The sequence below is a fragment of the Phenylobacterium conjunctum genome, from assembly GCF_042679085.1.
Taxonomy (GTDB): Bacteria; Pseudomonadota; Alphaproteobacteria; order Caulobacterales; family Caulobacteraceae; genus Phenylobacterium; species Phenylobacterium conjunctum.
The window spans coordinates 1-12657 of record NZ_JBHTLQ010000079.1 but is presented as its reverse complement, the minus strand read 5'-3'; the positions used below and the strand labels follow the sequence as shown (position 1 = coordinate 12657).

Here is a 12657-nt window from a genome sequence, read left to right as displayed (position 1 = left end):
TCTTCGGCGCCGGCGCGGCCCTGGCCAACGCCCTGGCCGCGGCGCCGGACGATCCCTGGATCCGCTATGACTACGCCCGGTTCCTGGCCGAGCATGGCGATGCGGCCCAGGCGGCCAGCGTGGCCGCGCCGCTGTCGGCCGCCAACGCCGGCCCCGACGCCCTGTCGGCGGCCGCCCTCTACGCGGCCTCGCGCAACCGCCTCGCGGAAGCCGCCTCGATCCTGCGGCGCATTCCCGAGACCCGCCGGACCGCCGACGTGAAGGCCCTGGCCCGGCGACTGTCCCTGGACGGCTCTATCCAGGAGGCCAAGGCCCTGGCGGCTCAAGGCCTGACCACCCGGGCGGTGATCCTGCTGCGGGGCCAGGCCGATGCGGCCGGCGCCGACTTCGCCGCCCGCTCCCGTCTGGCGCTCGCCCTCTATGACCTGGGGGACGCCTATCAAGCCGGCGCCATGGCTCGCGCCGCCGCCGAGGCGCCGCTGCCGACCGGGGCTCGCCCTGGCGACGGGGCGGGCTTTGTCGAGGTGCTGGCCGCCTCGGGCCAGGACCTTGCCACCGAGCAGATGCTGGCTTCGCTGAAGGCCCAGGCCCGCGGCGGCGAAGACCAGGCCGCCCTGACCCGCCTGATGACCGGCTACGCCGTGCGCAAGGCCGACCAGCAGCGGACCGCCGGGGACTATGCCGGGGCGTTCGACACCCTGTCGGCAGCGTTCAACGCCGCGCCCGGCGACAAGGGCCTGACCGCCGCCCTGGCGCGGCTCTGCCAGGCCGGCGGGCTCAAGGCCCAGGCCGCCCAGGTCTATGACGCCCTGGTCCGCATGTCGCCCAGCGACGCCGACGTGCTGCTGGAGGCCGCCCGCGCCGCCATCGACGCCGAGGACTGGGGCCGCGCCGAGCAACGCCTCGCCCTGGGCCTCAAGGCCGCGCCGGCCAAGGCCGAGCTCTATTTCGAGCTGGGCCGCATGGAGAAGGCCCGCGGCCATGACCGGGCCGCCGCCCGGGCGTTCCGCACCGCCCAGTCGCTCAGCCACACCGGCGCGCCTACAGGCGTCCCGGGCCAGGCCCTGGCCCAGAACCCGATCCTGGTCGGCGGGGCGCTCGGCCCCAACCCGTTCGCGGGAAGCCGAGCGGCGAGCAACCCGTTCGCGCCGCAAAGCCTGTACGGCCCGGCCCTGCAGCCGGCGTCCTTCCCGATGCAGGCGAGCGGGCAAGGCCCGGCGATCCCGGCCTATCCCCAGGCCGCGCCCTCGGCCAAGCGGAGCCTTGCGGGCTTGCTGCCCAGCTTCGGCGACGCACCGATGACTGTGGCCGCCGATGCGCCCCTGCAGAGCCGCATCGCCGCCGAACTGGACGACCTGGCCGAAGACCACGCCATCGCGGTCGACACGGGCTTCGACATCCGCGCCCGCAGCGGCGACGCCGGGACCAGCCGGGTGACCGAGATCGAGACCCGGCTGGGCGTCTCGGCCCCGGCCTTTGGCGGCCGGATCAGCGCCGAGGTGACGCCCACCACCCTGCGCGCAGGAACCAGCGGCGGCTTCACCGCCGCCGGCATCGGGACGGCTCCCCTGGAGGTCGCCGCCGGCAAGCTCCAGACCCCGCCGGTTCCGGTGGTGGCGCGCGCCACCTCGCCCCAGGTCTCCGGGGTCGGTTTCAAGGTCGGCTTCAAGTCCGAGGGCTTCTCCGGCGATGTCGGGATCACCCCGGCGGGCTTTGGCCACACCACCGTGGTCGGGGGCCTGCAATGGACCCCGAAGCTCGGCCCCGCCGCCCTCAAGCTTGGCCTGGAGCGGCGCGCGGTCACCGACAGCGTGCTGTCCTATGCGGGCCTGAAGGACGCCTATACTGGCCAGACCTGGGGCGGCGTCACCAAGGATCAGGTGACGCTCGGCGCCTCCTACGACCGGGGCAATGGGATCGGCGCCTATGGCGAGGTCGCGGCCAAGCGGCTCACCGGGCGCGGGGTCGCCAGCAACACCGGCTACGAGGTCAATCTGGGCGGCTATGTCACCGCCTATCAGGGCGAGCATGGGACAGTGAAGCTGGGCGCCAACCTCAACGCCCAGGCCTATGAGAAGAACCTGCGCCACTTCAGCCTGGGTCAGGGCGGATACTTCAGCCCGCAGCAGTATGTCAGCCTGTCCTTCCCGGTCAGCTACACCGCCAAGGGCGACCGCTGGAGCTGGGACGTGAAGCTGGCGCCGGGCTTCTCGGCCTATAGCGAGGATCCCTCGCCGATCTTCCCCACCGATCCGGCCCGCCAGGGCAAGATCACCTACGCCGCCGGCCAGTCGGCGGAGGTCTCCGCCGTCCACGCCGGGACCAGCCGCTCCGGCTTCGGGGTCTCCGGCGAGGTCAAGGGCGAGTACCGCATCGGGCGCAGCACCACGCTCGGCGGTCACGCCGGCCTCGACACCTTCGGCCAGTACAACGAGTTCAAACTCGGGGTCTTCCTGAAGAAGACCTTTGGAGGACGCTGAGCATGCAAACGCCCGATGATCCCCGCCTCGCCTACTACGCCGAACGCCAGGTCGCGCCCCAGTGGCGCGGCTTCCTGGCCGCCCTGGCCGGCGAACTGTTCGAGAATGTCGGCGCGGAGGCCTCGCGCGGCTTCCTGCGCCAGATGGGCGAGCGGATGGCCAGGGCCGCGCCCCTGCCCCCGGCTGAGAGCCTGGGTGACCTGAGCCGCCTCACCAATGCGCGGCTTGCGGAGATGGATTGGGGCCTGGCGGCGTTCGAGGACCATGGCCAGGCCCTGGTCATTCGCCATGAGGCCGGGCCGTGGCGCATCGCTGAGGACGCCGAAGGCCCGTGGCCGGCGGCGTTCGCCGCGGTGCTGGAAGGGCTCTATTCCGGCTGGCTCAGACACCAGGGCGCCGGCGCATCGCTGGCCGCGCGGTTGGACCTGGAGGCCAGCGAAGACGCGGTCGTGCTCAGCTTCGGACGGCTGCCCTAGTCGTGGTCAAACATTGAGGCGACCGCTTCAGCCTGAGCGTCACGCAAGGCCGAAGCGGCCACAAAGATCATCGCCGAAAGCACCCCACCGGCGGCGGAATACTCCACCGTGGTCAAGCCGCGTTCGTCCTTGACGAGAGCGATCAGCGCCCGCGTCAGCCGCCCCAGGTCCGGCGCACGCGCCAGGACCCCACCCATCACCGTCTTCACCTGGACTTATCCCAGTTCTTGTTGGGATCAGCCTAGGCGTCAGGCCCTAATTCGAAGCGAAAAGACATGGTTTCAAGGCGTTCACCCTAAAACCTGACACACGCCGGGTGGGCTGGCGGCGGACGAACCACCATCCGGCCACACCCGGCGCCGAGCCCTAGGGCTTGGTCGCCGGATTGGCCGGCGCGGCGGCGACCGGCGGCGTCGGCGCGGCGGTCTCCGTATCGTCTTCCCCCTCGCCCTCGTCGTCGGTGGCGGCGGAGTCGTCCTCGGCCTCATCCTCGTCATCGTCAGGCGCGGTGGCGTTCGCCCATTCCTGCTTGGCGCGGCGGATCAGGGCGCCCATCAGGTTGGTGTAGTCATCCGTCCAGGGGCGAACCACCTCGGGCGGAGTCGCGGTCCAGCCCTCGCCGACCGCATACTGGTCCACCACCTGGGCGGACTTGCCGACGATCATCACGGTCAGGGCCGCGGAGGTGTAGCCCTCCTCATCGGTGTCGAAGTCGTTGAGCCGGGCATAGCCCCCCGCCGCCTTCGCCACCGCCATGGCCGGGCTCGCCAGCTCCAGGTTACGGTTCGAGATGTGCACCATGAGCACGCCGCCCGGCTTGAGCTTGGCCAGGTAGATCTTCATGGCTTCGACGGTCATCAGGTGGGCCGGAATGGCGTCCGACGAGAAGGCGTCGATCATCAGGAAGTCGTAGAGCTGGTTTGGCTGTTCCTCGACCGTGAACCGCGCGTCGCCCAGGATGACGTTGACCTTGCCCTTGGAACAGTTCGACAGGAACGTGAACTCTTCCGGATCCTTGGCGAGTTTCACCACCACCGGGTTGATCTCGAAATAGTCGAGCACATCGCCGGGACGGGTGATCGTGGAGACCACGCCGGCGCCCAGGCCAACCACGCCCATGCGCACCGGAGTCGGCGCCGAGGTCACCTTGGCGAACACCGCGCCGATCGGGGTGGCGTCGTTGTAGTAGAGCAGCGGCTTGCAGCGCAGTTCCGGATCCTGGGCCTGGGCGCCGTGCAGGGTGCTGCCGTGCGAGATGATCTTGATGTCGCCGAGATCGTCATCGGTCTCGATGGACTCGGAGATCACCCCGAAGAAGTTGCGGAAGCTGGGACCGGAGTTGATCCGGTCGCCCACATGCTCGGCGCAGAAGGAGATCAGCGCCACGAGGCCCACGAAGTAGGGCGTCAGGTTTCGCACGGGCACAGCGTAGATCGCCGCGCCGAGCAGCAGGCCCTTGCGGACGATCTCCAGCTCGTCGGAGTCATAGCCCCAGAGCTGGGCGGTGATGGGCGCCAGCACCGTCAGGACAATACAGGTCGCAACAACGCCGAGCCGCCAGCGGTCGATCCGCCAGCCCTCCCAGGGCCGGGCCAGCAGGGCCAGGACCAGGATGATCGGGTATTCCCAGACATTGGAGAACAGCAGCGGGGCGACGAAGGCGTTGAACCCGCCGCCGACCACGCCGCCCAGCGACATCCAGAAATAGAACTCCGTCAGGTGGTCCGGCGCCGGGCGCTTGCCCACCAGCACCAGGTGGCAGACCAGCGCCGTAACGAAGAAGGTCGCCAGGTGCAGGATGATCTGGAAGGCGATCGGGCCGGTGACATAGGGCGCGAAGGCCGCGCAGATCGGCACGATCACCGCCTGGGCCAGCAAAGCCTGGTTCAGGCGGATCGGCGGCTTGTCGGCGAAAGCGATGACAAAGGTCAGAAGGTAGAGCGCCAGGGGGCCGACCCACAGGAACGGCGTCGAGGCGACGTCCATGGCCAGGTGATTGGTCACCCCGAGCATCAGGCTGGACGGCGCGGCCGAAAGCAGCAGCCAGCCCAGGCGAGTCTTCCAGCTGGGCCGCGGCGTGACTTCCGTCGGCTGCTCGACCACGACTTCGCCGCCCTGCCGGGCCGCGCGCAAGGCGACAACCGAGAGCAGAATGGCGAAGCAGATGTAGAGCGCGCTCCATCCCATCCGCTGGTGCGCCAGGGTCGAGAAGGGCTCGACAAGGGTGGGATAGGCCAGCAGGGCCAGGAGGCTGCCCAGGTTGGACGCCGCGTACAGCGGATAGGGCTGCGGAGCCCCCTCACCCCTGTAGACGCGGGCGAACCAGGCCTGGACCAGCGGCGCTGTGGCGGAGAGCACGGCGAACGGCGCGCCGATGGAGATGGCCAACACGCCCAGAAGCCAGAGCGCCGGATGGTCGTTGCTGGCCGGCCCCAGCAGGGTGGTGACCCGCAAGGGCAAGGCCAGGACCGCCAGCGCCAGGGCGGCGATGTGGACCAGGGCCTGGGTCTTCAGGCTCTTCACCCGCTGCAGCAGGTGGGCGTAGGCGTAGCCGAAAAGCAGGGCGAACTGGAAGAAGGCCAGACTGGTGTTCCAGACGGCCGGCGATCCCCCCAGGAGCGGGAGAACCATCTTGGCGACCATGGGCTCGACGAGGAAAACCAGGCAGGCGCTTAAGAACGTCGCCGCGACAAAGATCGGCACGCCTCGCGCCGCATCCCCGCGGCTTCCAGTAGCGACGTCCCCCAAGGCCCTTCTCCCCCAAAAGTGCTTTAGTTAAATCAAGTGGTGAGGCCCAATACATTGAACCTGTCACTTTACTAGTCCCTACTCGGTGCGCGGGAACCCGGCGCCAAGACGCAACTCACATTATACAGGACGAGCATTTAGCCTTAACGGAGTGTCCGCTCAAATTGAGCGGGTTAAGGTTTGACTAAGCACGTCGGATCAGGCCACTTCCTCGAACCGAGCAAGATTGCTCAGGCGATTTCCAATGGGGGGCAGGATCATGCTGCGTCAATTTTTCAATCAAGTGTCGGCTCTGCTGAAGGACGAGGCGGGTCTGACCTCGACCGAATACTCGACCATGGGCGGCGCCATGGCTGGCGGCGTGTTCTCCATGTCCGACGCCCTGACCGAAGCTTCGGGCACCGCTTTTGACAACGTCATCAGCGCCGTGGCCGGCGAAGAAGACACCACGGCGACCACCACGCCGTAAGGTAAGGTTTGCGCCTGCGCTTCGGCGCAGGCGCGATCCATTAAGTACTGAGATGGAAACAACCATCCACGGCGCCCTGCTAGCTATGCTCGCAGGGTGTATTTTTTCCGATGTGAAGTGGCGTCGGATACCTAATTTCCTGTGCCTCGGCATCGCCCTCCTCGGGCTGGCCGAGACAGCGCTTGACACGCCTGGCGCCACGTTTGGTCGCCTACTTATTTCTGGCGCCTTGTTTGTCGGCGGCCTCGCCCTGCACCAGAAGAAGATCCTTGGCGGCGGCGATATCAAGCTTCTGGCCGCCCTCTCGATCTTTCTGGCGCCCATCGAACTGCGCTTGTTCATCCTGCTCACCTTGATCGCAGGCGGCTTTGTCGGCCTCTTCTACATGGGGCTGGGTTGGCTTCGGCGCCTGAGGGACAAGGACGCCCCGCTGGTGTCCAACGTGCCCTACGCCTTGGCGATTGTGGTGGGCTTCATATTCATTCGGCCGATGTTCCTGGGTGAATTCATCCCCAGGATCGGGCATTAGGATTTTGTAGACGCTTGGGGGAGCGTAAGGGGCGGATGGAACAGAAGAACGAAAAGGGCGGCGGCGCAGGACTTGCGCTGAAGAACATCCTACTTTTTGTGGGCGTCGCCCTGGTTTCACTCGTTCTCGTTGAGCTCCTCAAGCTCAAAATCCTTCCGCTATTCTTCCAATAAGCTCGGGGGACGCACACAGATGGCTGCTCAAGATCCGTTTCAGTTGCGTTCGTCCCCGGTCAACTCGACCGGCGGCGTCATGGGAACGCTGAAGAATGTGGGCATGTTCGTGGTGGCGCTCGTCGCGACCGTGACCATGGTCACCATCTTCAAGGCGGCCACGGCTTCGGCCAATGGCGGCCACGGCGGCGGCCGCTATTATCTCGAGGCCAGCCAGACCCTGAAGGTCGGCGACGTGCTCTCCCCGGAGAACAGCACCTGGCGCGCCTCGGTGGGCAAGAAGACCAAGGCCTTCCTGACGGACGACACCAAGTCTTCCGACCGCTATTGGGGCTGGCGCGTGCTCGCCCCCGTGCGGGCCGGCAAGCCGATCCCCGGCGGCAATGTTGTGGCGATGACCCAGTCGACCAGCCTGGTCAGCCTGGCCGCCGGCCAGGTGGGCTTTGTGCTCGCCGGCGATGAACTCGCCGCGGCGACGGAACTCCTGCGGCCGGGCAGCATGGTCAACATCATCGCCGTGGCCGGCGGGACGCGGAAGACCGCGGGCATGGCCCCGTCCGTCGCCACGCTCGTGGAGAGCGCCAAGGTCCTCTACGTGCGGCCCGGCGTGAAGCGTGGCGGCCGCGGCATGGACGCCTCGGTGACCATCGCGGTCTCGGCTGACGAGGCCGAGGATCTGGCCGCCTGGCGGCAGAACGGCTCCCTGGTGCTGACCCTGGCCGGCGCGACGCCGCCGGATCTGTCGCGCCTGGGCCAGTGGCGCGAGATCGCCGGCGCGACGGTGGAGGAAGAAGACGCCGCCACCGACGATAGCGGCGACTATGACGTCAGCTACACCGAAGACACCTCCGAAACCTCGGCCGACACCATCGAGGTCGCCGGTGAGTACCGCCAGAAGGGCGTGGCCATCATCACCCCCAACGGCGCCGGTCGCCGTCCGGTTGAAGCCGGCGCGCCTGACGCCCCGTCGACGCCGCAGTGATGCGCAGGTCCCTGTTCGCCGCCGTCGCGGCCCTGACCCTCTCCAGCCTGGCCTCGGCCGCTTTGGCCCAGGCCCCGACGCCGGCTCCGGCCGCGGCCGCCAGCGGCAAGGCCCTGACCGTCACCGAAGGCGGCGTGGCGCTGCTGACCCTGACCGCGGACGTGGACTCGGTGATCCTGTCCAATGACACCGCGCTCGGCGTCGAGGTCCAGGATCCCCGGCACATCGTGATCTTCGGCAAGGTCGAAGGCGCGGGGGATGTCATCCTGATGGACGCCCGCAAGCGCCAGGTGGACCGCCGTCGCGTGACTGTGGTGGCTGACACCTCGGCCCTCGAAGCTCTGATCGCCAACTCCACGCCCGGCGCCAAGATCCGGGTGCAGAAGTCCGGCGCCGTGATCGTGCTCGCCGGCGAGGCCGAGAACGCGGCCCAGTCGAAGCTCGCCTACGACATCGCCGCCAACGCCTATCCGGCCTCCGGCATGAAGGTGCTGAACCTCGTCAAGTCGCGCACCAACGACCAGCTGGCCGTTTCGGTGCGGGTGATGGAAGTCCGGCGCACCAAACTGCGCGAGCTTGGCACCCGCTGGTCGGCCCAGAACCGCTACAACCAAGGTGTCGGCGGCATCGGCAACCTGTTTTCCAGCGCCCTGGGCACGGCCGGGTCCCAGGACCTCTTCGCCTCCGCGCGCTTCACCATCGACCGCCTGACCCTGGACGCCTTCATCAACTATCTGCGCTCCGAGGGCGCGGCGACGATGCTGGCTGAACCGACGATCGTGGCGACCAGCGGCCAGAAGGCGAAGTTCCTGGCCGGCGGCGAGCTGCCGGTGCCGACCCCGGCGGTTTATGCGGGCACCAACCAGGTGGTGAACAGCTACACCTTCCGGCCCTACGGCATCGGTCTGGAGTTCACCGCGACCATCATCGACGGCGACCAGGTCACCCTGCAGCTGGCGCCGGAGGTCTCGGCCGTCGACGACAGCCGCGTGGTCGACTTCAGCGGCTCCAAGATCCCGGGCATTATCACCCGCAAGACCGAGACGACGGTCACCCTGGGCTTCGGGGAAAGCGTCGCCATCGCGGGACTGCGCGCCGCCGAAGAAGCCAAGGACAAGCGCGGCCTGCCTTTCCCCACGCCTGGCGGCATCGGCGACACGCTCGCCGGCTCGCGCAATTCCAAGCGCTCGGACACCGAGCTTGTGCTGATCGTCACGCCGGAGCGCGTTGCGGCGGCTCAGGCCAAGATGCCGAACCCGCCGACAACCCTGACGCCGCCCAAGCCCGCCAAGGGTTCGGCGTCGTCCACGGGCGCCAAGAAATGATGAGCCCGGACGAGCGCCAGGGCCTGATCGCCGCCCTGGTGGATGAGGCCGCGCGCGCCTATCCCACCGCGGGCGTCGGCGAGATCGCCGCGACGCCCGAGGAGCTGTCTCGGTTCCTGAAGACCCTGACGCGCCGCGGTCCGAAGCTTTCCGCGCCCGACGAAGACGCCGTGGTCGAGGCCGCGATCGCCGAGCTGGTCGGGTTCGGGCCGATCCAGCCGCTGATGACCACGCCCGGCGTGACCGATATCCTCATCAACGGCTGGAACCAGATCGTCTATGAAATGGGCGGCCGCCTGCATCCCTTTGCAGGCGCCTTCTACAGCCCTGATCATCTGAAGGCGTTCGTCCACCGGCATGTGGCGAAGGCCGAGCGCGCGGTGAACCGCGCCAATCCGTGGGTGGACGTCGAGCTGTCAGATGGCTCGCGGATGCACGTGGTCACCGATCCGGTGGCGCAGGGCGGGCCGTTTGTCTCGATCCGCCGCTTTCCTGAAAAGCCTTTCACCCTGGAAGACCTGGAAGGGTTCGGGGCGATCACCGCCGAACAGCGGGTCTGGTTCGAAGACGCGGTGAGCCGCCGTCTCAACCTGATCATCGCCGGCGCGCCGGGCGTGGGAAAGACCACCCTGCTAGGCGCCCTGCTCGGCCGCAGCGCGCCGCACGAACGCATCATCCTCGTGGAAGACGTCAGCGAGCTGAAGGTCGACCACCCGCACTGCATCAAGCTGCAGACCCGACGGCTGACCTATGGCGAGGGCGAGCAGGCGAACATCCGCAAGCTCGTGCGCGAAACCCTGCGCATGCGCCCAGACCGTCTGGTGGTCGGCGAAGTGCGCGGCGAGGAAGTCTTCGACATGATCTCGGCCATGTCGATCGGCCTGTCCGGCTCCTTGAGCACCCTGCACGCCGGCTCGATCACCGGGGCCATCCACCGGCTCGAAAGCCTCTACGCCTCGGCCACCGTCGGCCAGTCCGGGATCGATCCCAACCGCGCCCTGCGCGAGGCGATCGACGCGATCGTCTACCTGTCCCGTGACGCCGATGGTCGACGCGGGGTTTCCGCCATCCAGATGCTCGCCGATCGGTCGTGAACGCGCTTCTCCGCCGCTTCGATCTGGAGTTTCACCCGCTGGCGCTCGTGGTGGCGGCCATCGGTGGGATCGCCCTTGGCCTTTGGGGCGGCGCGCCCCTGATGGGCCTGATCTTCGGCGTCGGCCTGTTCGCCCTGGTGGCCCAGTTCATTCAGGCGCGTCGCGCGGCCCAGCTCAGCGCGGAACGCACACATGTCCGCGGTCTTCTTGAACAGGCGACCCCGCTGGCGCGGTCCGGCGTGCCGCTGGACCAGGCGATCAGCCGGGCGGTCGCCATGGACCGCTTCCCTGGCGGCGTGGCGCTCGACGCCGCGTTGCGGGCCAATTCCGCCGGCCGCCCCGATGGCCCGGCCCAGGCGGATCTGGCGCGCTGGCCTCTGAGCCAGCTGGTCTTCCAGCTCTACCTGGTGCACCGCGACAACGGCGGCGATCCGACACGCTTCCTGCGGGCGTTCCGCAATGCGCTCGGCATGGCGGACGACCTGGCCAAGAAGAAGCAACTGGCCCTGCTGCAGATCCGCTGGCAGGCCAACATGATCACCCTGTTCTTCTTCATCGTGCTGGGCTTTTCGGTCGCCAACGCCGGGGTGTTCTACGCCGCCCTGCTCGGCACCGAGGAAGGTCGTAGCCTGACCAGCATCTCCGCCTGTCTGGTGACCTTCGGGCGGGTGGTCCTGAACTATCTGGCGAGGACGATGGAATGACGCCCTCCCCCCTGCACGTTCAACGGGTTCGCGACGAGGAAGCCTGCGAGCTGGCCGCGGTCGCGGCGCTGGCGGCGGCGGAAGCTGGAGCCCCCCCGTCGTCGGCCCTGGATCTGGCCCTGGGCCTGGCGGGTCAGCACTACGCCGACATCATGACCATGGTCAGCGTCTATTGGCGTCGCGTCCGCTTTGCGTTGAGCGGGGGCGTCGTGGAGCCGGATCCGGGCGTCAGCGCCGCCGGCGTAGAACTGGTCCGCCTGATCAAGGACGCCGAATCCAACGGTGACGACCTGCGGGATCGGTTGAATGTTTACCTTGAGAACAGCTTTGAGCGGCGCGATTTCGAATTGCGGCGCCGAATAGAAGTTGTCCCAGTTTATATGATCATTGTGCTCGTGCTCTTTTTCATGCCCGCGATTCTCCTTGTACTTGTGGGGCCGTCGTTCTTGGCCCTGCTGCGGGCACTCTACGAGGTGTAGAGCGGCGCTCAAACTGAGCGGGCGTATTGTGGAGCCTGCGCGCAATCGCGACTATTGTGAAAAGAGTCTTGCACTGGGGTGCTTGGAACGGAATTTGGGGGGCTTAATGAGTAAGCTACTACGCGCAGCCATTTTCGCTTTGATAGCGATGTTCACCTTCTCGACCGTCGCGCTTGAGGCCTCTGACGCCTCCGCGCAGACGACGACGACGCCTAAGGCGAAGAAGAAGCCGAAGAAGGCCCCCTTCTCCAAGAAGAAGAAGAAGGGCAAGAAGAAGGCGACCAAGAAGACCAAGAAAAAGTCGAACAAGAAGGCGACTAAGAAGAACAAGAAGAAGAACAAGAAGAAGTCGACCAACAAGACTAAGAAGAAGAACAAGAAGAAGTCCACCAACAAGACGAAGAAGAAGTCTCCGAAGAAGAAGCCGACCAAGCGGGCTCTCCCGCCCAAGAAGGCCTAAATTCAGTCTTCGGACGTATGAAGGGGAGCCCAATGTTCGAGATGCGCTTCAAGAGCGTCGCCCGATCCTTGGGCTCCCTCCTTCGGGATACCCGTGGCCTCGTCTCCGTCGAGGCCACTATTCTTTTGGCCACACTGGCTGTCGGCGCTTCGGTCGCCGGCTATGCGGCGGGACCGGTGATCAAGCGCTACGCTGACACCCTGTCTGCCAACGTTCAGACCGCCAGGTGCCTGGCGGCGGGGGAAGCGGGTCAGCCCTTCCCGAATTGCCCTTAAACACCCAAGACAACCTTCATGCTGGGTGTTCAGGTCCTCTTTCTCTGCCTCGTCTCCTTCATTGTCGGAGCTGAAGCGTCGTCACCCGGCGTGCTGAAGTCGACCATTGTTGCGGCGGCCGAAGTGCGCAAGGCGACCATCGACCACACCGCGCCTCGACTCTGCGCCAAGATCCAGGCCCACGGCGGGGTCTGCGCCACGCCCGCTTCTACGTCGCCCGCGCCCACTACGCCGACGCCCTGAGCCAGCCTCCACACCGCCGGTCCGCCCGCCGCCTGGCGCGCCACACACCCTAGGATCAACGCCCCTCATCCCAGGCGGGAAGGTCGGAGAAATTCCGCCCGTTTTGGGCAACCGGCGATCAGTGAAATGTGGCGCGCAGCGCGTGACGTGACCCCCGTTTCTCATCCAGCCATAACGAGAGTCCTGGGTTGATGTGAGCCTTGCTCGGCTGATGTTGCAA

General features: G+C 67.2%; 15 protein-coding genes. 13 read left to right on the top strand and 2 right to left on the bottom strand.

Going from position 1 to position 12657, the window contains the following annotated elements; genetic code table 11:
• Positions 1-2480, top strand: a 2480-nt coding sequence (locus tag ACFQ27_RS19550) for a cellulose biosynthesis protein BcsC (protein ID WP_377354754.1), incomplete at its 5' end; no start/stop codon positions are given.
• Between the two features lie 2 nt (positions 2481-2482).
• Positions 2483-2956 (top strand): cellulose biosynthesis protein BcsD, encoded by a 474-nt coding sequence (bcsD, locus tag ACFQ27_RS19545; protein WP_377354753.1) that lies wholly within the window; start codon positions 2483-2485, stop codon positions 2954-2956.
• On the opposite strand, the gene ACFQ27_RS19540 is transcribed toward bcsD, so the two are convergent.
• The gene (locus ACFQ27_RS19540; RefSeq protein ID WP_377354752.1) at positions 2953-3165 is read right to left on the bottom strand and encodes a hypothetical protein; all 213 of its coding nucleotides are present in this window, start codon (positions 3163-3165) and stop codon (positions 2953-2955) included. The two genes, bcsD and ACFQ27_RS19540, sit on opposite strands and share 4 nt — an antisense overlap.
• A gap of 157 nt (positions 3166-3322) precedes the next feature.
• Positions 3323-5659, bottom strand: a complete 2337-nt coding sequence (locus tag ACFQ27_RS19535) for a fused MFS/spermidine synthase (RefSeq protein WP_377354750.1) — start codon at positions 5657-5659, stop codon at positions 3323-3325.
• Between the two features lie 304 nt (positions 5660-5963).
• Here ACFQ27_RS19535 and ACFQ27_RS19530 point away from each other — a divergent pair, with 304 nt between their 5' ends.
• The 11 genes from ACFQ27_RS19530 to ACFQ27_RS19480 all read left to right on the top strand — a co-directional run bounded on the left by ACFQ27_RS19530 (position 5964) and on the right by ACFQ27_RS19480 (position 12437).
• A complete protein-coding gene (locus ACFQ27_RS19530; RefSeq protein WP_374347917.1) occupies positions 5964-6173 on the top strand; it encodes a Flp family type IVb pilin in 210 nt (69 codons plus the stop codon).
• Between the two features lie 52 nt (positions 6174-6225).
• Positions 6226-6702, top strand: a complete 477-nt coding sequence (locus tag ACFQ27_RS19525) for an A24 family peptidase (RefSeq protein WP_377354749.1) — start codon at positions 6226-6228, stop codon at positions 6700-6702.
• Between the two features lie 35 nt (positions 6703-6737).
• Positions 6738-6875 carry a hypothetical protein gene (locus ACFQ27_RS19520; RefSeq protein ID WP_374347912.1) on the top strand — a complete coding sequence of 46 codons (138 nt, stop codon included), beginning with the start codon at positions 6738-6740 and terminating at the stop codon, positions 6873-6875.
• A 79-nt stretch (positions 6876-6954) separates the two neighbouring features.
• The gene (locus tag ACFQ27_RS19515; RefSeq protein ID WP_377354748.1) at positions 6955-7857 is read left to right on the top strand and encodes an RcpC/CpaB family pilus assembly protein; all 903 of its coding nucleotides are present in this window, start codon (positions 6955-6957) and stop codon (positions 7855-7857) included.
• A complete protein-coding gene (locus tag ACFQ27_RS19510; protein ID WP_377354747.1) occupies positions 7857-9182 on the top strand; it encodes a type II and III secretion system protein family protein in 1326 nt (441 codons plus the stop codon). The genes ACFQ27_RS19515 and ACFQ27_RS19510 overlap by 1 nt, the downstream gene beginning before the upstream one ends.
• Positions 9179-10276 (top strand): CpaF family protein, encoded by a 1098-nt coding sequence (locus ACFQ27_RS19505; RefSeq protein WP_374347904.1) that lies wholly within the window; start codon positions 9179-9181, stop codon positions 10274-10276. The genes ACFQ27_RS19510 and ACFQ27_RS19505 overlap by 4 nt, the downstream gene beginning before the upstream one ends.
• On the top strand, positions 10273-10980 hold the full coding sequence (locus tag ACFQ27_RS19500) for a type II secretion system F family protein (RefSeq protein WP_377354746.1): 708 nt from the start codon (positions 10273-10275) through the stop codon (positions 10978-10980). The genes ACFQ27_RS19505 and ACFQ27_RS19500 overlap by 4 nt, the downstream gene beginning before the upstream one ends.
• Entirely contained in the window at positions 10977-11459 is a 483-nt protein-coding gene (locus ACFQ27_RS19495; protein WP_374347900.1) for a hypothetical protein, read from the top strand. The genes ACFQ27_RS19500 and ACFQ27_RS19495 overlap by 4 nt, the downstream gene beginning before the upstream one ends.
• Before the next feature lie 148 nt (positions 11460-11607).
• Entirely contained in the window at positions 11608-11919 is a 312-nt protein-coding gene (locus ACFQ27_RS19490) for a hypothetical protein (protein ID WP_377354745.1), read from the top strand.
• A gap of 32 nt (positions 11920-11951) precedes the next feature.
• A complete protein-coding gene (locus ACFQ27_RS19485) occupies positions 11952-12194 on the top strand; it encodes a hypothetical protein (protein WP_377354744.1) in 243 nt (80 codons plus the stop codon).
• Positions 12195-12212: 18 nt separating this feature from the next.
• Positions 12213-12437: a hypothetical protein gene (locus ACFQ27_RS19480; protein WP_377354742.1), complete on the top strand. Its 225-nt coding sequence runs from the start codon at positions 12213-12215 to the stop codon at positions 12435-12437.
• Positions 12438-12657: the final 220 nt, after the last annotated feature.

Coding starts and splice junctions, on each gene's coding strand:
- bcsD (WP_377354753.1), top strand. CDS start 2,483: ATGCAAACGCCCGATGATCCCCGCCTCGCCTACTACGCCGAACGCCAG.
- ACFQ27_RS19530 (WP_374347917.1), top strand. CDS start 5,964: ATGCTGCGTCAATTTTTCAATCAAGTGTCGGCTCTGCTGAAGGACGAG.
- ACFQ27_RS19525 (WP_377354749.1), top strand. CDS start 6,226: ATGGAAACAACCATCCACGGCGCCCTGCTAGCTATGCTCGCAGGGTGT.
- ACFQ27_RS19520 (WP_374347912.1), top strand. CDS start 6,738: ATGGAACAGAAGAACGAAAAGGGCGGCGGCGCAGGACTTGCGCTGAAG.
- ACFQ27_RS19515 (WP_377354748.1), top strand. CDS start 6,955: ATGGGAACGCTGAAGAATGTGGGCATGTTCGTGGTGGCGCTCGTCGCG.
- ACFQ27_RS19510 (WP_377354747.1), top strand. CDS start 7,857: ATGCGCAGGTCCCTGTTCGCCGCCGTCGCGGCCCTGACCCTCTCCAGC.
- ACFQ27_RS19505 (WP_374347904.1), top strand. CDS start 9,179: ATGATGAGCCCGGACGAGCGCCAGGGCCTGATCGCCGCCCTGGTGGAT.
- ACFQ27_RS19495 (WP_374347900.1), top strand. CDS start 10,977: ATGACGCCCTCCCCCCTGCACGTTCAACGGGTTCGCGACGAGGAAGCC.
- ACFQ27_RS19490 (WP_377354745.1), top strand. CDS start 11,608: ATGTTCACCTTCTCGACCGTCGCGCTTGAGGCCTCTGACGCCTCCGCG.
- ACFQ27_RS19485 (WP_377354744.1), top strand. CDS start 11,952: ATGTTCGAGATGCGCTTCAAGAGCGTCGCCCGATCCTTGGGCTCCCTC.
- ACFQ27_RS19480 (WP_377354742.1), top strand. CDS start 12,213: ATGCTGGGTGTTCAGGTCCTCTTTCTCTGCCTCGTCTCCTTCATTGTC.